The sequence below is a fragment of the Pseudomonas sp. LBUM1658 genome (assembly GCF_059716055.1).
Window position 1 is genome coordinate 5426772 of the sequence record NZ_CP166798.1, and the last position, 21125, is coordinate 5447896.

Sequence of the window (21125 nt, forward strand, 5' to 3'; positions counted from 1 at the left end):
CACATGTATAAGTATCATTATAAGAAAACACCTCATCGGTTTTTTTTACTACTAAAAATGCTGTGGCACCAAAAGTTTCTTGTGGCACTCCGAAAACATATGAATAGCCCCCCTATTAAACCCAAAGAACGTAGTATATGTTTCGAGATCAACCCAGCGAAACATTTTTCTTTTCTCAGAAAACTTAACGATCAACTCAGATTTCGAGAGACCTCCGAACCTGTAATGTATATTACCTCCTTGATTCGCGCAAAATGACACATATTTACCCTTGGTTGTCTCACATGACGCAATATTTATTTCAGCAGTGGTACACAGGTTTTTTTCGCCACCTTGCGTCACCAATGGAAAAAGCATCACTAACTTAGCTGCAAATATAAGCACCGCGACTTTTCTGCTCACTTCAATATTCCTTCAATTAAAACATAGGCCAACTCCCTATCATCCAACCCAGTTGCGCCACCATTCACGATACGAGTAACACCTCTTACATCGGAAAGCCCTCGGCCACGGTCTTCAACGTAGGGTTCCTTGTAGAGCCAAAACCAAAGTGCACTTCTGATGGCGTTTGGCATTAAACCAATCAATTCCGGGTTGCTTACTGTGTCAGGAGCAACCCCCGCCCAGTATTTATTATAATCACGCATGTACCCGTGATATTTTTCATACCCTGTAATCTGTATCAATCCCCTTCCTCGGAGGTTATACCCATCATCAGGGTGCGAATCTCGGTTTCCATTGAGCCGTTGAAAGTGCTTACGCCCGATCTCCCGTTGATTCGCTCTGCGAACAAACCTCCCCTGCGCGTCTTTTAAGTACCCATCCTCTTCTGCCTCGGCTGGATGTGCACGGTAGTAGACACTGAATGATTTAAGCGTTGTCGGCGAATACTCCCAGCTTTCAGTAACCCCCTTCATGGAGGTTCCTACTTCCCCCTTGATTTGAGCAAAGAAGTGGCATTGCCTTAGCCTGGTGTCTAATTTGAATTCAGCCAGGCGGCCGTTGATCTCATTTAATACAACATCGATATCATCATCGTCTGCAGCGGGGAATATCTGCTTCAACTGTTCATGAGTAATTTCTAGAGGATTAGCGATTGAGAAGGTCCCCAACAACCCCACCGGATGAAAGTGATACACCTTCCCCCACGACGGCAACCCCACTTTCTCCGCGACCTCGCCCCACCAACTCAGTTGCTCGATCCGCTGCTTCTCCGCCAACCAGTTCAAGTGCGGAGTCGAGCCGCCATGGCCGAGCAATTCATCCAGCGCGTCCCACTTCTGCGTCTGGTGAAACCATTCGCTTTCTTTACGGATGATCAGCTGCGAGATCGCTTGCGCGTGGGCTGGTAGGTGGAGGACCGCTTGCAGTTCTTCGGCGGTCATCTTGCCGTCGCGGTTGCGGTCGATGATGTCGTACAGCCGACTCTTCATCGGCCCCTGGTCGTCTTTGTCGGCCAGGGGCCGATAGCGTTCGCGTTGCGCTTCGCTGAAGTGGTCGACAGCACTGAGAAACGAGGCCATGGCGTGCTTGGGCGTGCTGTAGTCGAAAATAACGTCATAGCCCTCCCACGACCAGGGACTGAGCCAAGGCGTGACGCCTACTTCTTCGCGCACCCAGCCGTCGAGCAGCTTGTTGTCCGCGTCGTGCAGCAGCCCATCCAGGCGATACCAGTTGCTGGCTTTGCGGCTACCGCTCGCGGCCACCTGGATTTTTCTGTCGGCCGACAGACCATCAAGCAAGCTTTTTAGGACTAGCAAGTCGGCAGCACTGAGTGGGCTGGCTGCACTCAACATTTTCAGCTGTGCGGCAGTGGCATTTTCTTGATGAGTCACCACAGCGGTGCCTTGGGCGAGCTTCAACCAGGTTCTGTCTTTATCCGGCAGGCGCTGGGCCCAGGCGCGACTGGCTTCGATGAATAAATCGATGTCATCGCCACTGAATACTTCCAGATGCAGTTTCTTTTCCGGGCGCTCAGCATGGCAGTCCTGATACCGGCCGAGGTGACCGATCAACTCCCCGGCCTTGATGGCGACGGGCGAATCAAGCACCACCACCCGATCCTGCGCCAGCGGTTCCAGTGCGCCTTGCAGCGATTTGAAATGCACGTACTGGTTGATGTGTTCCAGCTTGCGGTACTCGCCTTCACCGCTGACCGTGACTTTCGTGCCATCCGGCAGTTTCTCGAGAACGGCGCTGTGAAAGCTCGGTTCGGCGCGAACGTTGAGCGAGCCCCAGCGTGTCGCGACGTGATATTCGTTTCCGGCACTCTGTCTCAGCTGGGTGATGGAAACATAGCCGCGTAGGGAGCCCTCGGCAGTGGTCAGCTTGGCCGGGGCGAGGGTGTTCTCCAGCTTGCGGTAATCACCCTCGCCGCTGACCGTCACCTCCGCCCCCTGTGGCAGGAGGTCGAGCACCGTTCCCCGCCAGGCGGCCTGGTTGCGCACGTTCAGGCCGCGTTGCGTTGGCTGGCCGGGGCGGACGTCGTTCACTGTCGCCTTGACCCGACGGACTGCCGCCTCAGGCCAGAACGCCGGGCGGGCCAGGGCGGGGTCCTCCTGGTAAACCGCCCAGTCCTGCAGGTGCAGGTACAGGCTGTAGAAGGTCAGGCTCGGTGGTGTGTCCGGGCTGCCCTCGATCTTGGGCGGCTGAAGGCGATGGCGGACCAGCACGAAATTGCGCGAGAAGGGTTTCTTTACGGACAGCTTGTGGACCCAGTAGGCCGTGGTCGGCGAGCGCGTGTCGATGCGGTAGGCCACCACCTCTCCATCGGCCAGGCACTGCACGCTGGATTGATCCAGGCCGTCGGCGGTGCCGCTGTCGAAATGCACGCCGCCGTGCCAGAGGCCATTGATCCCCAGCGGATAATAGCCCGCCGTCGCCTTGGCCAAGTGGGTCAACTGCTGCAGCGGGTTGCGCTGGTCGTTGAACGGATGGCTCCAGTTTTTCAGCGGTTGCAGTGCGTTGGCGCCTGGTTCAGGGGGCAAAGATGCGCGGACCGGGCCTGTGTCGGGCGTCGGCAAAATCGGGGCATCGCGCACATCAAACACAGAGTTCCGGTCAGTGTAGCTCCGGCCAAAAAGCCAAGTGGACAACTTGCTCATGGGGTGTTCGCTCCTTGCGAAGGGGTTCAGCCAGAGAAATCCGAACGATGGATTATCTTGAGCGACCGCGACACCCCCTGAAGTCGCATCAGGAACGTCCCTATAACCTTTGCCGAATCTGCCTACAGCGATGGCTAGTTGATGGGATGCCTCGCTATTTTCACGAAATAGCAGAAGCCCGGGGCACCTCTAAACGGTAGCCTCGTGCAGTGGTCATCTAATTCCGGACGCAAGGCTGCGCGTGCAACATGTTCGACAGACCGGGTACTTAAGCGCAAATACCTTGAAAGGGCTGGCTGCAAGAGCGAAACCTTAAGTGGCCGATACCGCAGGATATGCACACCGACCAAAAGCCAAGATCAAAAGATCGCAGCCTACGGCAGCTCCTACAGTGGGATTTGGGTACATCCGCGAGAGGCAGGCCGGTAACGGAGTATCTACAGGTGATCGAGCAACCTGGTACGAGCAGCCGGTCGACGCCCGATTGCTCGCGATAGCGGCTTCAATGCCCCCACACGCCCCTTTGGGGTGCGGCGCCGAGACTAAGGGCCCAATGGACGCAGCGTAGCTACCTTCGCATCACCACGGCCGATTGAGCGGGCACCCTGCGCCACCTAAAAAAATCACCACGAAAAAAAACGCCCCAGTCCGTGAGGACTGGGGCGCTTTTCATGTTTGGTGCACTCGACAGGATTCGAACCTGTGACCGCTCGGTTCGTAGCCGAGTACTCTATCCAGCTGAGCTACGAGTGCATTTGTGTTTGTTAGACCAGACCACCGCTGGTTGAAGCAAGTTGCTCACATCACTGCAAACAACCCTTAAATGGTGCACTCGACAGGATTCGAACCTGTGACCGCTCGGTTCGTAGCCGAGTACTCTATCCAGCTGAGCTACGAGTGCATTTGTTGCCGCGCATTATAGTCCGTTCAATCTCTTTGTAAAGCGCTTTTTTCTAGTAATTTCAATAACTTACCGAAGAAGCCAGATTACAACGTACTAGATAAATAATGGCGGAGAAGGGGGGATTCGAACCCCCGACACCCTTTTGAGGTGTACTCCCTTAGCAGGGGAGCGCCTTCGGCCACTCGGCCACCTCTCCGCAACACGGGGCGTATAATAACCAACCTTTTCCCCGTTTGCAAAGCAAAAAATCAATAAAAATTAATGGCTTGGTTCTTCATCCTTCTCTTTCTTGATCCGCAGGTAGATTTCCTCGCGGTGAACCGCTACTTCTTTGGGTGCGTTGACACCAATACGCACCTGATTTCCTTTGACGCCGAGCACCGTCACAGTGATTTCGCCATCACCAATAATCAGGCTTTCTGCGCATCGACGAGTCAGAATCAGCATACCTTTCTCCTCACGCATTTCATTTCAGGGACAACAGTCTGCAAAAAAAAGGCACTCGACCCACAACCGGAGCGGTCGTAGCCCTACATGCCTAAGTATTGACTAGCGCGAGCAAAAGAACAGGTTTGAGCCGCGCCGATCAAGAAAACAAAAGGCGCGGATAAACCGCGCCCTTCGGCTAACGCATCACTCGCCCTGTCGGACCGGTGCGTCCAGATCGAAAGCCGTGTGCAGAGCGCGCACAGCCAGTTCCAGGTACTTCTCTTCGATGACCACCGACACCTTGATTTCCGAAGTCGAAATCATCTGGATGTTGATGGTCTCTTTGGCCAGCGCTTCGAACATGCGGCTGGCAACGCCCGCATGGGAGCGCATGCCAACGCCAACGATCGACACTTTGGCAATCTTGGTATCGCCAACGACTTCGCGGGCACCGATCTCGCGAGCGGTGTTTTCCAGGACCGACTGAGCCGCCAGGTAGTCGTTGCGGTGCACGGTGAAGGTGAAGTCGGTGGTGTTATCGTGCGCAACGTTCTGCACGATCATGTCGACTTCGATGTTCGCGCCACTGATCGGGCCGAGAATCTTGAAGGCCACGCCGGGAGTGTCTGGCACACCACGGATGGTCAGCTTGGCTTCATCGCGGTTGAAAGCGATGCCGGAAATGATCGGCTGTTCCATGGATTCCTCTTCATCAATAGTAATGAGGGTGCCCGGACCCTCCTTGAAGCTGTGCAATACGCGCAGCGGAACGTTGTACTTGCCGGCGAACTCGACCGCACGGATCTGCAACACCTTGGAACCGAGGCTGGCCATTTCCAGCATCTCTTCGAAGGTAATCTTGTCCAGGCGCTGAGCCACGGACACGACGCGTGGATCGGTGGTGTAGACGCCGTCCACATCGGTATAGATCTGGCACTCGTCAGCCTTCAGGGCGGCGGCCAGCGCCACGCCGGTGGTATCGGAGCCACCACGACCGAGGGTGGTGATGTTGCCGTGCTCGTCGACGCCCTGGAAACCGGCGACCACAACCACGCGACCGGCTTTCAGGTCGGAGCGAATCTTCTGGTCATCAATCTGCAATATGCGCGCTTTATTGTGCGCGCTATCGGTCAGAATCCGCACCTGGTTACCGGTGTAAGACACCGCCGGCACACCACGCTTGATCAGCGCCATGGCCAACAGGGCAATAGTCACCTGCTCGCCCGTGGAGACAATCACATCCAGTTCACGGGGAACCGGTTGGCCGTCACCACTGATTTTTTTGGCCAGATCGATCAGACGGTTGGTCTCGCCGCTCATTGCAGACAACACAACCACCAGGTCATCGCCGGCTTCGCGGAATTTCTTAACCTTGTCGGCGACCTGCTCGATTCTCTCGACAGTGCCGACCGAGGTGCCTCCAAATTTCTGTACGATCAAAGCCATTTCAAAGCCGCCTCTGCCCATGAAGGGCGCCCAATAATCACTCAAACAGCTGCGAAGCCCGTCACTAGACGACGGGCTCGGCACGCAGCCTTATAAACCCTGCTCTACAAACGGAACGGCCAGGGCCAGTGCGCCATCCAGGGCGCCAGCGTCAACCCCACCGCCTTGCGCCATATCTGGACGACCACCGCCCTTCCCGCCCACTGCCGCAGCGGCTTGCTTCATCAAATCACCGGCTTTGAGTTGGCCAGTCAGGTCTTTGGTCACGCCTGCAACCAGAACGACCTTTTCCTCATGGACACTGCCGAGCAGGATCACTGCGCGGCCGAGTTTGTTCTTCAATTGATCGACCAAGGCCAACAGCGCCTTGCCGTCCTGACCGTCCAGACGCACGGCCAGCACTTTCACCCCTTTTACATCCAGCGCATTAGCCGACAGATCGTCACCGGCGGCACTGGCGGCCTTGGCCTGCAACTGCTCGAGTTGCTTTTCCAGCGCGCGGTTGCGCTCAAGCACAGCCAGGAGCTTGTCGATCACGTTGTCGCGACTGCCTTTGACGAGGCTCGCCGCTTCCTTGAGTTGTTCTTCAGCGCCGTTCAGATACGCCAGCGCCGCAGCGCCGGTCAGCGCTTCGATACGACGAACACCGGACGCTACACCGCCTTCGCTGATGATTTTCAGCAGGCCGATGTCGCCGGTGCGATTGGCGTGGATACCGCCGCACAGCTCGACGGAGAAATCACCGCCCATGCTCAGCACTCGCACGTTGTCGCCGTATTTCTCGCCAAACAGCGCCATGGCGCCTTTTTTCTTGGCGGTTTCGATATCGGTTTCTTCGGTTTCGACCGCGGTGTTGTTACGCACTTCGCGGTTGACGATGTCTTCCAGGGCCTTGAGCTGCTCGGGCTTGATCGCCTCGAAGTGGCTGAAGTCGAAGCGCAGACGCTGACTGTCGACCAGCGAGCCTTTCTGTTGCACGTGCTCACCCAGTACCTGACGCAGCGCGGCGTGCAGCAAGTGGGTTGCGGAGTGGTTCAGCGAAGTGGCATGCCGCACGTCGGCGTCGACCTGAGCCTCGACCTCTGCACCGATGATCAGGCTGCCCGAAGCCAGCACACCGTGGTGCAGGAACGCGCCGCCGGTCTTGGTGGTGTCGCGTACGTCGAAGCGTGTAACGCCGGCCTGCAAATAGCCGCAATCGCCAATCTGACCACCCGATTCAGCGTAGAACGGCGTTTGATCGAGAACCACCACGCCCTCTTCGCCTTCGCTCAACACGTCGACCGATTGCCCGTCTTTATAGAGCCCAATCACTTTGGCCGAACCGCTGGTGGCTTTATAGCCGGTGAACTCGGTAGCCACATCAACCTTCACAAGGCTGTTGTAGTCCATGCCGAACGAGCTGGCCGACCGCGCACGTACACGCTGGGCTTCCATTTCAAGCTCGAAACCTTCTTCGTCGATGGTCAGGTTGCGCTCACGGGCGATGTCGCCGGTCAGGTCCATCGGGAAGCCATAGGTGTCGTACAACTTGAACACTACATCGCCCGGCACTACGTCGCCTTTAAGCTCGGCCAGATCCTGCTCGAGGATCTTCAGGCCCTGCTCCAGGGTCTTGGCGAACTGTTCTTCTTCGGCTTTCAGTACGCGTTCGATGTGCGCCTGGCCTTGGGTCAGTTCAGGGAAGGCATCGCCCATCTCGGCGACCAGTGCGGCAACGATCTGATAGAAGAAGCTGCCCTTGGCGCCCAGCTTGTTGCCATGGCGGCAGGCGCGACGGATGATCCGGCGCAGCACGTAGCCACGACCTTCATTGGACGGCAGCACGCCGTCGGCGATCAGGAAACCGCAGGAGCGAATGTGGTCGGCGACCACTTTCAGCGAAGCCTGGTTGTCATTGGTGCAACCGACGGCCTTGGCCGAAGCGCTCAGCAGGCTCTGGAACAGGTCGATTTCATAGTTCGAGTGAACGTGCTGCAGCACGGCACTGATCCGCTCCAGGCCCATGCCGGTATCCACCGACGGTGCCGGCAGCGGATGCAGCACGCCATCGGCGGTGCGGTTGAACTGCATGAACACGTTGTTCCAGATTTCGATGTAACGGTCGCCGTCTTCTTCCGGCGAGCCCGGAGGGCCGCCCCAGATGTCGGCGCCGTGATCGTAGAAAATCTCGGTGCACGGACCGCACGGGCCGGTATCGCCCATGGTCCAGAAGTTGTCGGAAGCGTACGGTGCGCCCTTGTTGTCGCCGATACGGACCATACGCTCGGCCGGAACCCCGATTTCCTTGGTCCAGATGTCATAGGCTTCGTCATCGCTGGCGTAGACCGTGACCCAGAGTTTTTCCTTGGGCAGGCCCAGGACCGAGGTCAGGAAGGTCCAGGCGTAGGTGATCGCATCACGCTTGAAGTAATCGCCAAAGCTGAAGTTACCCAGCATCTCGAAGAAAGTGTGGTGACGAGCGGTATAACCGACGTTTTCCAGGTCGTTGTGCTTGCCGCCGGCGCGTACGCACTTCTGGCTGCTGACAGCGCGGGTATAGGCGCGCTTTTCCTGGCCCAGAAAGCAGTCCTTGAACTGGTTCATCCCCGCGTTAGTGAACAGCAGGGTTGGATCGTTGCCCGGAATCAAAGAGCTGGAGGCTACACGGGTGTGGCCTTGCTCTTCGAAGAAGCGAAGGAAGGCTTCACGGATTTCTGCGCTTTTCATTAGGTTCTTCCACGGAGACTGCGGCCAAAGGCCGGTGCAAAACGTCAATAGACGGAGCGACGGCAAAGGGCCGCATTATATCGGCCCTGCGCTTTGGGTACAGCGTGTTTATACGATAGAAAGGGTCAATTAGACCGAACGTATTATCATTTTCCGGAAAACTCGGCAAATGTGTCGACGACCTGCTCGATCTGCGGGCGACTGACATCCAGGTGAGTGACCATGCGCAAACGCGAGGCGGCACTGAGCTTGATCCCGCGCTCAGCCGCAAAAGGCTTGATCGCCTCCGCCCGCTCGCCCATCTGCACGTAGACCATGTTGGTCTGCACCGGCTCGACCGTATAACCCGCCGCGCGCAGGCCTTCGGCCAGCAACTGGGCATTGGCATGGTCATCGGCCAGGCGCTGCACCTGATGATCCAGCGCATACAGCCCCGCCGCCGCGAGAATGCCGGCCTGGCGCATGCCGCCACCAACCATCTTGCGCAGGCGCCGCGCCTTGCCGATCAACTCGGGCGTGCCGCAGAGCACCGAACCAATCGGCGCGCCAAGGCCTTTGGACAGGCAGACCGACACTGAATCGAAATGCCGGGCGATCTCCCGCGCATCGACACCGAGCTTGACCGCGGCGTTGTACAGTCGCGCGCCATCCAGGTGCAGGGAAAGGCCATGCTCTTGGGTAAAACGGCGGGCTTGGGCCAGATACTCCAGCGGCAGCACCTTGCCTTGCATGGTGTTTTCCAGGGCCAGCAAGCGCGTGCGGGCGAAATGGAAGTCGTCCGGTTTGATCGCCGCGGCCACCTGGGCCAGGTCCAGCGAGCCGTCGGCCTGGACCTCCAGTGGCTGCGGCTGGATCGATCCGAGCACCGCCGCCCCGCCACCTTCGTACTTATAGGTATGCGCCTGCTGACCGACGATATATTCGTCGCCGCGCTCACAGTGAGCCATCAACGCCAGCAGGTTGCTCATGGTGCCACTGGGGACAAACAGCGCTTGAGCAAAGCCCAGGCGCGCGGCAAGTTCGGCTTCAAGGCGGTTGACCGTTGGGTCTTCACCGTACACATCGTCCCCGGTGGCGGCAGTTGCCATGGCCTCAAGCATCCCGGCAGTCGGTTGGGTCACTGTGTCGCTACGAAGATCGATAACACTCATGGAACAGGCCTCGGTAATGGGACGCGAACGTCGCCGCTAACTAACGGGAAAATCCCTTTCGAACTGAATTACTGCGGTCATCGCACGGGATAATCAAGGCACAGGCCAAGAAAAGCCTGTTCAAGCCAACGGAAAATTCGATTCATATCATCAAAAAGCAACGATGCGCAGCTCAGAAATATGTGTTAAAAATTCACCGCCGCCAGAAATGCTGGCGGCAACGTTCTCAGGGCGGGGTGCAACTCCCCACCGGCGGTAATTGCGCGCAATGCGCATAGCCCGCGAGCGCTTGGTGACACGGACGGCTTCGGCAGTTTGCGTCGGCAAGGTCAGCAGACCCGGTGTGATCCCGGGGCCGACGGTCATAGTCCGGATGAAGAGAGAACGGGATTGGCGCCAAAGGGCCGTCTCAAGGCATTCGTGCAGGTAATTGCACGATCGACCGAAACGTACCCTTAAATCCCATTCGATTCATAAGCCCTGTTTTTCACACAAACAGGAATCAGAACACATGCAACCCACCGCAATCGATAGCAAGAGCAAAAACCATCAGGGCGAGCGCGTCGCGTTTATCCAGGCCTGCTGGCACAAGGAAATCGTCGACCAGAGCCGTAAAGGTTTTGTCGCTGAAATGCTCGTCCAGGGCTATCAGGAAAGTGACATCGACTTCTTTGAAGTCGGCGGCGCCTTTGAGATCCCGCTGCACGCCAAGCTGCTGGCCAGGTCCGGCCGTTATGCCGGCATCGTCGCTGCCGGGCTGGTGGTGGACGGCGGAATCTACCGCCACGAGTTCGTCGCCCAGTCAGTGATCAGCGGCCTGATGCAGGTTCAGCTGGAAACCGAAGTCCCGGTGTTCTCGGTGGTACTGACCCCGCACCACTTCCATGCCGGCGAAGAACATCAGAAGTTCTTCTTCGAGCATTTTGTGCATAAAGGTCAGGAAGCGGCGAAGACCTGTGCCGATACCCTGCACAAGACTCGCGCGCTGCGTCGCAGCGAACCGCGGGCGGTAGCGGTTTAAACACAAGACCCTGTAGGAGCGGGCTTGTTGTGGCGAGGGGGCTTGCCCCCGTTGGGGTGCGAAGCGCCCCTGAAGCCAGTCACCGCAAATTAGCATTAGAAATGCAGTGACCGGTTTTGCGATTGCTTCGCAATCGAACGGGGCGATGCGGCGTTCCGACAAGCCCCCTCGCCACACAAGCCCGCTCCCACATTAGATTTGTGTTGGATCGAGATCCGGGTCAGACCAGGTCTTTGGCGGTGGTCGGCACTATCAGAATCCCGGCCCGCAAGCCGTTCTTCACCTTTGGATTGGGGAAGATGATTCGCGCGCCGTCTTCTTCGACGATCCAGCGAGTCTGGGCGATGTCTTCCGCCAGCAAGTAACCCTTTTCCAGCTCCGAGAAGTTCTCGATATCCGCCGGCAGGTGCAGGTGGAAGGTTTCGCTGTGCTTGATGATTTCCCGCGCCACGCTGAACAGCTGCAAGCCGTCCAGCCCGTCTTCGGCGAATGAGGGTTCGTTGCCTTCGATGATTTGCTTGAGGCGGGTTTCCAGGAGATCGACGTTGACCCCTTCGTTCTGCCCGAACGGCCGGGCCTTGCCCAGCTCCAGGGTGAAGGACTCGGCGCCGAGCTTGTCGTAGGTGTAGGAACTGAACACGATCGAAGGTTTGTTCTGCAACAGCACCGCGTCCATACCGGCGGCGCGCAGGCGCATCAGCTCCTGGCGTGAATGCTGGCGCCCTTCTTTCCACGGATACAGCGCGAACTGCTCGATCTTCGAGCCGCGAATGGCGGTGTGCAGGTCGTAGTGCAAGCGGCTGCGATCCGGCAGGCTGAAGAAGCTCGCGGCCAGACGCTCAAGCGCGCAAGCGCGCAAGGCTTCGGAACCGCTGGTCAGTTCGTGACGGCCGTTGAACAGCCGGTTGACGTCCTGCTCGATATAACGCTCGCCGCGGCGCATGGCCTCGGGGTTCCCGAACAGGAACAGAATGCGTGCACATGGCTTCAAATCACCACGGGCGATGTCATGCAACAGACGGTCGAGCAACTCGATCGGGGCGGTCTCGTTACCGTGGATGCCGGCCGACAACAGCAGATCCATGCCGTTGTCGCGAGCCTCGGGTGACCGGACTTCCAGCGCACCTTCGCTCAACCAGCGCATCCGCACGCCTTCGACAGTCAGTTGAGTCTTCTCCGCCGGTTCGCGGCCGGCGAGGGTCAGTTCAAGCAGTTTGCCGAGGGCGAGCATAGAGCAATTTCCTTAATGGTCGTGTGCGCAATCCGGGCCATGCACGTGGTCGTCGTCACCGACTTCAGCCGGTTCCATTTCCAGTTGCAGACTTACAAGGTTAGTCGCCAATGGGCGCAACAGCAGGTTGGCGTATTCAGCATCGCCTTCTTCGACGTCCACGCCGATCAATAACTGACCGCGGCCGTCGTGCTGGATCCACAATTCCTTGCCTTGCCACATCACCGCAACGCGGGTGCAGGTCGTTTCCAGTTGAGTGCCGTCGGTGTCTTCAAGGATCAGCTGCAGGGTATCGCTCATTAGTACGTTCTCATCTGGAAATAAAGCGGCGCGCCTGGCTCTGATGGAACCGGACGCGGGCTTTCAATTGATCTGGAATGGATAAACCGCGCCCAGTTTAAGGATTTGTGTCAGTTCATCCAGTGCCGTCCGGCACTCAAGCAACAATTGCGGGTCCGCCAGATCGCTTTCGCTCAAGACGTCGCGGTAGTGCTTGTCGACCCATTGGGTCAGTGTGTCGTACAACGGCGCGGTCATGATAACCCCTGAGTTGACCGCCGCCAGCTCGGTTTCATTCAGCGCGACACGAAGCCGCAGGCACGCCGGGCCGCCGCCGTTCTGCATGCTCTGCTTGAGGTCGAAGACTTTCACTTCGCGGATCAGCCCGCCGGAGCTGGTCAGGCCTTGCAGGTACTGCCAGACGCGGTCGTTGTTCTGGCACTCTTGCGGCACGATCAGCAGCATCGAACCGTCGGCGCGCGACAGCAACTGGCTGTTGAACAGGTAGGAACGCACTGCGTCTTCGACCGTCACCTGGGCGCGCGGTACGCAGATCGCCTTGAAATTGCCGCCACGCTTGGCCAGCTTGGTCTGCAGCTCAGCCAGCATTGAGTCGGTGTCGAGGAACGCGTCCTCGTGATAGAACAGCGCCTCGCCATTGCCCACCGAAATCACGTCGTTATGGAACACGCCCTGATCGATCACCGATGGATTCTGCTGGCCGAAGACCACGCCTTCCTCGCTCAATCCGTGCAGGCGGGCGACCGCTTGCGAGGCTTCGAGTGTCTGGCGCGCCGGATACTTTTGCGGGGCCGGGTAGCGGGTATCGAACGCGCTGCGACCGTACACGAAGAACTCGACGCCGGCTTCGCCGTATTCACGGCAGAAGCGTGTGTGGTTGGCCGCACCTTCGTCACCGAACTGCGCCACCGCCGGCAACGCGGCGTGGTGGGCGAAGTGTTTCTGGTCAGCGAACATCGCCCCCAGCACGCGGCTGGTGGTCGGGTGTTCGATGCTGCGGTGGTATTTGCAGTTGAGGTTGGCGGCGGTGAAATGCACGCGACCGTCAGCGGTGTCAGCGCTCGGGCTGACGGTGGCGGCGTTGGCCACCCACATGCTCGAGGCCGAGCAGCTGGCGACCAGCAACGGCATGGCCTGTTTGGCCGCCTGCTCGATCACTTGCGCGTCGGTGCCGCTGAAACCCAGCTTACGCAGGCCGGCCACATCCGGGCGTTCCTGGGGCGCGAGCACACCTTGCTGAAAGCCCATTTCCATCAGCGCTTTCATTTTCGCCAGGCCTTGCAGCGCCGCTTCCTTCGGGTTGGAGGACTGCTGGCTGTTGCTCTGGGACGCGACGTTGCCGTAGGACAGACCGCCGTAGTTATGGGTCGGCCCCACTAGACCGTCAAAATTGACTTCATAGGATTTCATCGGTGAGGCTCCACAGAAAATCTGTTGTTATACATTCGGTTCGACCGCTTCGCGGTCATCGCGAGCAAGCTCGCTCCTACAGGAATTGCGAGTCGCGGCAATCGCGAGCAGGCTCGCTCCCACATGAGCTGCGCTGTACTTGTGGGAGTGGCAGATCCCATATTCAGGGACGATGCAAAACCCTGTGGGAGCGAGCCTGCTCGCGATGCGGTCTTACGACATGCGCACGCCTGGGGTCAGCGCCGTCGGCAACGTCAGGCTCGGTGTTTCCAGCGACGCCACCGGGTACGCGCAGTAATCCGCCGCGTAATAGGCGCTGGCGCGATGGTTGCCCGAGGCCCCCACGCCGCCGAACGGTGCGCTGCTCGCGGCTCCGGTCAGCTGCTTGTTCCAGTTGACGATACCGGCGCGGCTTTCCAGCCAGAATTGTTGATAACGATCTTCGGAATCCGACAGCAAACCGGCCGCCAGACCATATTGAGTATCGTTGGCTTCAGCGATCGCGGCTTCAAAATCAGCGTAACGAATCACTTGCAGCAGCGGGCCGAACAGCTCCTCATCCGGGCGATCCTGCACGGCGGTCACGTCGAGAATCCCCGGCGTCAGCAACGCAGCCTGGGTGACGGGTTGAGTCATTTCCAGCAGCGCCACGGCGCCGTTACCGAGCAAGTGTTCCTGGGCTTCCATCAGCGCGCGGGCGGCGCCGAGGGAAATCACCGAGCCCATGAACGGTGCCGGTTGCTGATCGAACGCGCCGACTGCAATCGTCGAACTGACCTCCACCAGACGCGCCAGCAGCGAATCGCCCCAGGCGCCTTGCGGTACCAGCAGACGACGAGCGCAGGTGCAGCGCTGACCGGCGGAAATGAACGCCGACTGAATAATGGTGTAGACCGCGGCATCGAGGTCAGCGACCTGATCGACCACCAGCGGGTTGTTGCCACCCATTTCCAGCGCCAGGATCTTGTCCGGACGCCCGGAGAATTGTTGGTGCAAATGGTTGCCGGTGCGGCTGGAACCGGTGAAGAACAAGCCGTCGATACCCGGATTGGCCGCCAGAGCGATCCCGGTTTCGCGCCCGCCTTGCAGCAGGTTCAGCACGCCGGCCGGCAAGCCGGCTTCGACCCAGCACTTAACCGTCAGCTCGGCGACTTTCGGCGTCAGCTCGCTCGGCTTGAACAGCACGCTGTTACCGGCCAGCAACGCCGGAACGATATGCCCGTTCGGCAAGTGGCCCGGGAAGTTGTAGGGGCCGAACACCGCCACTACACCGTGAGGCTTGTGGCGCAATACCGCGGTGGCGTCGCCCAATGGGCCGCTCTTCTCGCCGGTACGTTCGCGGTAGCTTTGCACCGAGATAGCGATCTTGTTGATCATGCTGGTGACTTCGGTGGCCGACTCCCACAACGGTTTGCCGGTTTCTTCACCAATGCAGCGGGCCAGTTCGTCGGCGTGATTTTTCAGGCTGGCGGCAAAGGCCTCCAGCACGCCGATACGATCTTCCAGCGAGCGCTTGGCCCAAACCGGAAAGGCCTGGCGGGCAGCCTGCACGGCTGACTCGACTTGCGCGACGTTAGCGCCATTGCCGGACCACAGCACTTGCTGGGTCACCGGGTTCAACGATTCGAAGACTTCGCCCTGGCCTTCCAGCCATTCACCCGCGATGTATAGCGTGCCCATTATTTCGACTCCCGAGAAACTGGCTGGGCCGACAACGGCACAGCACGTACCTGATCGCCTGCCGTCAGTTGAAGACGTTTGGCTGTTAGTTGATCGACCACCAGAGTGCCCGCGGCGTAACGTGCTGGAGCGGCAGTGATGCGGCAGTCGTCGCGCTTGCGGTTGTGGATCAGGAACGGCGTGGCATCGTCACCCGGGGTGCCGATGGCCAGCACCAGCGCCTGGCTGTCGCGCACCGCACGGATCTTGGCGGTTTCGCATTCCACCGCCGGACCGGCGTCGAAAATGTCGACATAACCCTGATAGCTGAAGCCTTCGCTCTTGAGCATGGCCAGCGCCGGCTCGGTGTCGGGGTGAACCTGGGCGATCACCTTGCGCGCATCCTCGGAGAGGAAGCAGGTGTACAGCGGGAATTTCGGCATCAGTTCGGCGATGAAAGCCTTGTTGCCGACCCCCGTCAGGTAATCGGCCTGGCTGAACTCCATTTTGAAGAAATGCCGGCCCAGGCTTTCCCAGAACGGCGAACGCCCGGCTTCATCGGACATGCCACGCATCTCGGCGATGATCTTGTTGCCGAACAGTTGCGGGAATTCCGCGATGAACAGCATCCGCGCCTTGGCCAGCATGCGGCCGTTGAGGCCAGTGCGGTAATCGGCGTGCAGGAACAACGAGCACAGCTCGGAGTTGCCGGTCAGGTCGTTGGCCAGGAACAGCGTCGGGATCTCGCGGTAGATCTTCAGCTCCTGGGAGGCGCTGACGGTCAGACCGACCCGGAAGTTGTACCAGGGCTCACGCAGGCCAACCGCACCGGCAATCGCCGAAATGCCCACCACCCGGCCGTCGTCGTCTTCGAGCACGAACAAGTAGTCCGCGTCACCGCGCTCGGCTTCGCCGCGAAAAGTCTTTTCCGCCCAGCCGACCCGATGCGCCAGGCGCTCTTCGTTGGCCGGCAAGGTAGTCAGGCCGGTGCCGGTGCTGCGGGCCAGGTCGATCAGAGCGGGTAAATCGCTGCTGCGTACGGGACGAACGATCATGCTATCTCCTCAGACAGGCGGCTTGCGCCACCCGCGAAACTCACTGCTTTCCAGGATTCTTTCCAGGCACTCTTTATAGGCATGGCAGCAGGCGTTAAACCGCAACCAGGCGCACGCTGGCACCTTCGCCGACGCCCAAGGCTTCGGCCGCTTCAAGATCCAGAGTCACTGGTTTGCCCGGCGCGTAGTCCAGCTCGAGCAATACCGCGCGGTAATCCTGCAACTGCGCATTGGCCACCAGGTATTGGCGACCGGCGCCTTTGACCGGCTCGCCGATTTTCACCGGCACCACACGGCTCTGAGCGATCGAACGGATCCCCGACACGCGGGCATGCAGAGTCGGGCCACCGTCGAAGATGTCGATGTAGTGGTCGGTCTCGAAGCCTTCGCGCATCAGGATGTCGAAGGTGATCTGCGCCCGTGGATGCACTTGGCCCATTGCCTCTTGGGCGGTGTCGGGCAGCAGCGGCACGTAGATCGGGTAATGCGGCATCAGTTCGGCGAGGAAGGTCCGGCTTTTCAAGCCGCACAGACGCTCGGCGGCGGCGTAGTTCAGGTCGAAGAAGTTACGGCCGATGGCGTCCCAGAACGGCGAATCGCCATTCTCGTCGCTGTAACCGACGATCTCGGTCACCACCGAATCGGCAAAGCGCTCCGGGTGGCTAGCAACGAACAGCAGACGACCACGGGAGTTGAGTTCCGACCACGGCGAACCCACCAGATCCGGGACCACGTAGAAACTGGTCAGCAGACTGTTGCCCGTCAGGTCATGGCATTGGGAGAGCACGTGGATCTTGTTATGAATTTTCAGCTCACGGGAGGCGTGAACGAAGGTTTCATTACGGAAGCTGTAGAACGGCTCGGAGTAACCGGCCGAGGCAACGATCGCCGAACAGCCGACCAGTTTCCCGGTGCCGGTGTCTTCGAGCACGAAAAAGTAGCTTTCTTCGCCGTTAAAGCTGACTTCAGCGGCGAACGAGGCTTCGGACGCAGCGATCTTGTCGCTCAGGCGTTCGACATCATCCGGCAAGGAAGTGACACCAATCGGGCTGTCCGCAGCCAGACGCTGTACCTCGCCCAGATCAGCCATTTGCGCGGGGCGCATCACCAGCATGGTGTCACTCCTTAATTCCAGAACAGGTCGGCCCGAATGGCCGACTTAAAAAAAACGGGGACCCCCTGATCTCTGTAGGAGCGAGCTTGCTCGCGATGGACTCAAGGGCGACGCGTCTATTCAGAAAACACGCGTTATCGTTAACGTCCATCGCGAGCAAGCTCGCTCCTACAGGGGGAGGTGGCGGTATCAGGCTTGAGTCAGTTTCGCCGCGGCGCGCTCGAAACGCTCCAGGCCCTGATCGATATCGGCATCTTCAACCACCAGGCTTGGCGCGAAACGAATCACGTCCGGGCCAGCCTGCAGGATCATCAAGCCTTCGCTTTCAGCAGCGTTGAAAATGTCTTTGGCCTTGCCTTTCCAGGCATCGCTGAGGACGCAGCCGAGCAACAAGCCCAGACCGCGAACTTCAGTGAACAGACCGTATTTGCCACCGATCTGCTCCAGGCGAGTCTTAAACTTGTCGTGCTTGGCTTTGACGCCATTCAACACTTCTGGAGTGTTGACTACGTCCATCACCGCACCCGCCACGGCGCAAGCCAATGGGTTGCCGCCGTAAGTGGTGCCGTGAGTACCGACTACCAGGTGCTTGGCCAACTCTTCAGTGGTCAGCATCGCCGCGATCGGGAAACCGCCGCCCAGGCTCTTGGCGCTGGTCAGGATGTCCGGGGTCACGCCGTAATGCATGTAGGCGAACAACTCGCCGCTGCGGCCCATGCCGGTTTGCACTTCGTCGAACACCAGCAGCGCGTTGTGCTCATTGCACAGCTCGCGGGCGCCTTGCAGGTAAGCCAGTTCGGCCGGCATCACGCCGCCCTCGCCCTGGACCGGTTCCAGCACCACGGCGCAGGTCTTGTCGGAGATGGCGGCTTTCAATGCGGCCAGATCGTTGAACGGCACGTGAGTGATACCGACGATCTTCGGGCCGAAGCCGTCGGAGTACTTCGACTGACCACCAACGTTCACGGTGAACAGCGTACGACCGTGGAAGCTGTTCAGCGCGGCGATGATTTCGTACTTTTCAGGACCGAAACGATCGTGGGCAACACGACGGGCCAGCTTGAAGGCGGCCTCGTTGGCTTCGGCGCCGGAGTTGCAGAGGAATACCCGCTCGGCAAAGGTGGCGTCGATCAGCTTATGGGCCAGGCGCAAGGCCGGCTCATTGGTGAATACGTTGGAGACGTGCCACAGCTTGTTCGCTTGTTCGGTCAAGGCACCGACCAGCGCCGGGTGCGCATGGCCCAATACGTTAACCGCGATCCCGCCGCCGAAATCGATCAGCTCACGACCCGACTGATCCCAGACTCGGGAGCCGGCGCCGCGCACAGGAATGAAAGCAGCAGGCGCGTAGTTGGGAACCATTACCTGGTCGAAATCGGCGCGTTGCACCGGAGCTTGCTCAACGGACATCGGAGTCTCCTGAAGAGGAACGCCTGCCTGAAACTGGCAAGCGATGGGGGGATTGTAAGGACAGTTTTGAGCTTGGCCTTGCCGCCAAGCGACAACTTCTTATAGCGCCAAACCGGCTTTTACCCGGGTTTATGGCAATGCGACAAATAGCGTCGCAAAGGCGCAGTTTAAACTGCCGGCGGGGATTTGCGGCTGGGTTGGGGAATTTGATTTGCACAAGCTTTAGAGGTGTGGCGCCTATGATGGCCTCATCGCGAGCAAGCTCGCGATAGCTATATCAAAGACACAACAGATATTGAAACTTAACCGCGCTCTGAAGGCGCCGACGACAATTCGAACGGACTGCTGTTGCGGCGCTGGTTGCGGTCTTCACGCGGGGTAGCGCCGAAGAAGTTGCGGTAGGCGCTGGAGAAGTGCGGCCCCGAGGAGAAGCCGCAGGACAAACCGATCTGGATGATCGACTTGCTGGTCTGCATCAACATCTGCCGGGCCTTGTTCAGGCGCAGCTCCAGGTAATACTGGCTCGGCACGCGGTTGAGGTACTGCTTGAAGATCCGCTCCAGTTGGCGACGGGACACGCAGACATGCTGGGCAATTTCGTCGGTGGTCAGCGGCTCTTCGATGTTCGCTTCCATCAGCAACACGGCTTGCGTGAGCTTCGGATGGCTCGAACCCAGGCGATTCTGCAAGGGAATGCGCTGGCGCTCGCCACCTTCGCGAATCCGCTCCACCACCAACTCTTCGGACACCGCGCCCGCCAGCTCGGCGCCGTGGTCGCGGGCCAACACCGCCAGCAGCAGGTCCAGCACCGACATGCCACCGCAAGCGGTCAGGCGATCACGGTCCCAGTCGAACAGATGGCTGGTGGCGATGACCTTCGGGTAGCGTTCGGTGAAGTCATCCTGCCAACGCCAGTGCACCGCGGCGCGGTAGCCATCGAGCAGGCCCAGTTGCGCCAGAGGATAAACACCGGCGGACAAACCTCCGATCACACACCCCGCTCGCACCTGCTGCTTGAGCGCACTGCTCAGGGCTGGAGCCAGGCTCGTCGGCGGCTCGTCCGCCAGCAGAAACAGCTTCTGAAAACCTTCGAGCTTTCCGGCCCAGGGCTCACCCGGCAACTGCCAGGCGCCTTCGATGGGTGGTTCGGCCTGCAGAAACGAGAGTTCGTAAACAACATCCGGATGCACGCGCTGAGCAACACGCAAGGCCTCCTCAGCCAGCGCCAGCGTCAAGGCTTTAGTGCTGGGCCAAATCAGGAAACCAATTCGATGGGCAGTCATGGCGAGCAATCCGAAAACAAAACAGTGTTAGAAGCCGGAAGCGGCAGCAACCAAATTAGACCATCTGGCGCGCGGTGCGCAGCATGACCTAATTTGGTGCGTAACGGGAGCGATTACTTAAGGCTGCCCGAGAGGAATTGTTGCAGACGTTCGGATTGCGGATTGACCAACACTTCACGGGGGTTGCCGGATTCTTCCACGACACCCTTGTGCAGGAACACCAGCTGGTTCGACACTTCGCGGGCGAAGCCCATTTCGTGGGTGACCACGACCATGGTCCGGCCTTCCTGAGCCAGGGCTTGCATCACCTTGAGCACATCGCCGACCAGCTCCGGGTCGAGGGCCGAAGTCGGCTCGTCGAACAGCATGACTTCAGGCTCCATCGCCAGCGCCCGGGCAATCGCCACGCGCTGCTGCTCGCCGCCGGACATATGGCCCGGATAGGCGTCCTTGCGATGGGACACGCCAACCTTGGCCAGGTACAGCTCGGCCTTTTCCCGGGCTTCGGCCTTGGACATGCCAAGCACGTGCACCGGCGCTTCCATGATGTTTTCCATCGCGGTCATATGCGACCACAGATTGAAATGCTGGAACACCATAGACAGCCGCGAACGCATGCGCTGCAGCTGTTTCGGGTCGGCGGCCTTCAGCGCGCCCTCCTTGTTCGGCACCAGCTTCAACTCTTCGTTGTTGAGCAGAATCTTGCCCGCATGAGGCTGCTCGAGCAGGTTGATGCAACGCAGGAAAGTACTTTTGCCGGAGCCACTGGAGCCGATGATGCTGATCACATCGCCAGCCGCCGCTTTCAGGGACACACCCTTGAGCACTTCGTGACTGCCATAGCGTTTATGCAGGTCTTGGACTTCAAGTTTGTACATGCGGTCGGTTCTCACAAAAAC

The 21125-nt window shown here is 59.2% G+C and carries 15 protein-coding genes, 3 tRNA genes and 1 riboswitch; of the genes, 1 reads left to right on the forward strand and 17 read right to left on the reverse strand.

Annotated elements, in window-relative coordinates; all coding sequences use genetic code 11:
- Positions 1 to 398: 398 nt before the first annotated feature.
- The 8 genes from ACA064_RS25035 to ltaE form a co-directional block, all read right to left on the reverse strand.
- A complete protein-coding gene (locus ACA064_RS25035; protein WP_497670526.1) occupies positions 399 to 3104 on the reverse strand; it encodes a hypothetical protein in 2706 nt (901 codons plus the stop codon).
- A 676-nt stretch (positions 3105 to 3780) separates the two neighbouring features.
- Positions 3781 to 3857: transfer RNA gene (locus ACA064_RS25040), tRNA-Arg, on the reverse strand.
- Positions 3858 to 3928: 71 nt separating this feature from the next.
- A tRNA-Arg gene (locus ACA064_RS25045) sits at positions 3929 to 4005 on the reverse strand.
- Positions 4006 to 4113: 108 nt separating this feature from the next.
- Positions 4114 to 4204: transfer RNA gene (locus tag ACA064_RS25050), tRNA-Ser, on the reverse strand.
- A 62-nt stretch (positions 4205 to 4266) separates the two neighbouring features.
- Positions 4267 to 4455 carry a carbon storage regulator CsrA gene (gene csrA / locus ACA064_RS25055; RefSeq protein WP_002554426.1) on the reverse strand — a complete coding sequence of 63 codons (189 nt, stop codon included), beginning with the start codon at positions 4453 to 4455 and terminating at the stop codon, positions 4267 to 4269.
- 186 nt (positions 4456 to 4641) lie between these two features.
- A complete protein-coding gene (locus tag ACA064_RS25060) occupies positions 4642 to 5883 on the reverse strand; it encodes an aspartate kinase (protein WP_497670527.1) in 1242 nt (413 codons plus the stop codon).
- A 90-nt stretch (positions 5884 to 5973) separates the two neighbouring features.
- The gene (gene alaS / locus ACA064_RS25065; protein WP_497670528.1) at positions 5974 to 8592 is read right to left on the reverse strand and encodes an alanine--tRNA ligase; all 2619 of its coding nucleotides are present in this window, start codon (positions 8590 to 8592) and stop codon (positions 5974 to 5976) included.
- 146 nt (positions 8593 to 8738) lie between these two features.
- On the reverse strand, positions 8739 to 9743 hold the full coding sequence (gene ltaE, locus ACA064_RS25070; RefSeq protein ID WP_497670529.1) for a low-specificity L-threonine aldolase: 1005 nt from the start codon (positions 9741 to 9743) through the stop codon (positions 8739 to 8741).
- A gap of 218 nt (positions 9744 to 9961) precedes the next feature.
- Positions 9962 to 10133: riboswitch (FMN riboswitch) on the forward strand.
- A 121-nt stretch (positions 10134 to 10254) separates the two neighbouring features.
- Between ltaE and ACA064_RS25075 the strand changes: the two genes are divergently transcribed.
- Positions 10255 to 10764, forward strand: coding sequence for a 6,7-dimethyl-8-ribityllumazine synthase (locus ACA064_RS25075; RefSeq protein ID WP_150644901.1), 510 nt, complete (start codon positions 10255 to 10257; stop codon positions 10762 to 10764).
- A 220-nt stretch (positions 10765 to 10984) separates the two neighbouring features.
- On the opposite strand, the gene astE is transcribed toward ACA064_RS25075, so the two are convergent.
- The 9 genes from astE to ACA064_RS25120 form a co-directional block, all read right to left on the reverse strand.
- Entirely contained in the window at positions 10985 to 11995 is a 1011-nt protein-coding gene (gene astE, locus ACA064_RS25080; RefSeq protein ID WP_497670530.1) for a succinylglutamate desuccinylase, read from the reverse strand.
- Positions 11996 to 12007: 12 nt separating this feature from the next.
- Positions 12008 to 12295 carry a topoisomerase II gene (locus tag ACA064_RS25085; protein ID WP_497670531.1) on the reverse strand — a complete coding sequence of 96 codons (288 nt, stop codon included), beginning with the start codon at positions 12293 to 12295 and terminating at the stop codon, positions 12008 to 12010.
- Between the two features lie 63 nt (positions 12296 to 12358).
- A complete protein-coding gene (gene astB, locus ACA064_RS25090) occupies positions 12359 to 13705 on the reverse strand; it encodes an N-succinylarginine dihydrolase (RefSeq protein ID WP_497670532.1) in 1347 nt (448 codons plus the stop codon).
- A 213-nt stretch (positions 13706 to 13918) separates the two neighbouring features.
- A complete protein-coding gene (gene astD / locus ACA064_RS25095; RefSeq protein ID WP_497674323.1) occupies positions 13919 to 15388 on the reverse strand; it encodes a succinylglutamate-semialdehyde dehydrogenase in 1470 nt (489 codons plus the stop codon).
- Entirely contained in the window at positions 15385 to 16419 is a 1035-nt protein-coding gene (gene astA, locus ACA064_RS25100; RefSeq protein WP_497670533.1) for an arginine N-succinyltransferase, read from the reverse strand. Before astA ends, astD begins: the two co-directional genes overlap by 4 nt.
- A 94-nt stretch (positions 16420 to 16513) precedes the next feature.
- The gene (gene aruF, locus ACA064_RS25105; protein WP_497670534.1) at positions 16514 to 17533 is read right to left on the reverse strand and encodes an arginine/ornithine succinyltransferase subunit alpha; all 1020 of its coding nucleotides are present in this window, start codon (positions 17531 to 17533) and stop codon (positions 16514 to 16516) included.
- 189 nt (positions 17534 to 17722) lie between these two features.
- The gene (locus ACA064_RS25110) at positions 17723 to 18943 is read right to left on the reverse strand and encodes an aspartate aminotransferase family protein (RefSeq protein WP_497670535.1); all 1221 of its coding nucleotides are present in this window, start codon (positions 18941 to 18943) and stop codon (positions 17723 to 17725) included.
- A 302-nt stretch (positions 18944 to 19245) separates the two neighbouring features.
- The gene (gene argR, locus ACA064_RS25115; RefSeq protein WP_497670536.1) at positions 19246 to 20226 is read right to left on the reverse strand and encodes a transcriptional regulator ArgR; all 981 of its coding nucleotides are present in this window, start codon (positions 20224 to 20226) and stop codon (positions 19246 to 19248) included.
- Positions 20227 to 20339: 113 nt separating this feature from the next.
- Complete coding sequence (locus ACA064_RS25120; protein ID WP_150644892.1) at positions 20340 to 21104, reverse strand: ABC transporter ATP-binding protein; 765 nt, start codon at positions 21102 to 21104, stop codon at positions 20340 to 20342.
- Between the last annotated feature and the right edge of the window lie 21 nt (positions 21105 to 21125).

What these genes read in the sequence shown, in the direction of transcription:
- ACA064_RS25035 (WP_497670526.1), bottom strand. Translation starts at nt 3,104, where the DNA reads ATGAGCAAGTTGTCCACTTGGCTTTTTGGCCGGAGCTACACTGACCGG.
- csrA (WP_002554426.1), bottom strand. Translation starts at nt 4,455, where the DNA reads ATGCTGATTCTGACTCGTCGATGCGCAGAAAGCCTGATTATTGGTGAT.
- ACA064_RS25060 (WP_497670527.1), bottom strand. Translation starts at nt 5,883, where the DNA reads ATGGCTTTGATCGTACAGAAATTTGGAGGCACCTCGGTCGGCACTGTC.
- alaS (WP_497670528.1), bottom strand. Translation starts at nt 8,592, where the DNA reads ATGAAAAGCGCAGAAATCCGTGAAGCCTTCCTTCGCTTCTTCGAAGAG.
- ltaE (WP_497670529.1), bottom strand. Translation starts at nt 9,743, where the DNA reads ATGAGTGTTATCGATCTTCGTAGCGACACAGTGACCCAACCGACTGCC.
- ACA064_RS25075 (WP_150644901.1), top strand. Translation starts at nt 10,255, where the DNA reads ATGCAACCCACCGCAATCGATAGCAAGAGCAAAAACCATCAGGGCGAG.
- astE (WP_497670530.1), bottom strand. Translation starts at nt 11,995, where the DNA reads ATGCTCGCCCTCGGCAAACTGCTTGAACTGACCCTCGCCGGCCGCGAA.
- ACA064_RS25085 (WP_497670531.1), bottom strand. Translation starts at nt 12,295, where the DNA reads ATGAGCGATACCCTGCAGCTGATCCTTGAAGACACCGACGGCACTCAA.
- astB (WP_497670532.1), bottom strand. Translation starts at nt 13,705, where the DNA reads ATGAAATCCTATGAAGTCAATTTTGACGGTCTAGTGGGGCCGACCCAT.
- astA (WP_497670533.1), bottom strand. Translation starts at nt 16,419, where the DNA reads ATGATCGTTCGTCCCGTACGCAGCAGCGATTTACCCGCTCTGATCGAC.
- aruF (WP_497670534.1), bottom strand. Translation starts at nt 17,533, where the DNA reads ATGCTGGTGATGCGCCCCGCGCAAATGGCTGATCTGGGCGAGGTACAG.
- ACA064_RS25110 (WP_497670535.1), bottom strand. Translation starts at nt 18,943, where the DNA reads ATGTCCGTTGAGCAAGCTCCGGTGCAACGCGCCGATTTCGACCAGGTA.
- argR (WP_497670536.1), bottom strand. Translation starts at nt 20,226, where the DNA reads ATGACTGCCCATCGAATTGGTTTCCTGATTTGGCCCAGCACTAAAGCC.
- ACA064_RS25120 (WP_150644892.1), bottom strand. Translation starts at nt 21,104, where the DNA reads ATGTACAAACTTGAAGTCCAAGACCTGCATAAACGCTATGGCAGTCAC.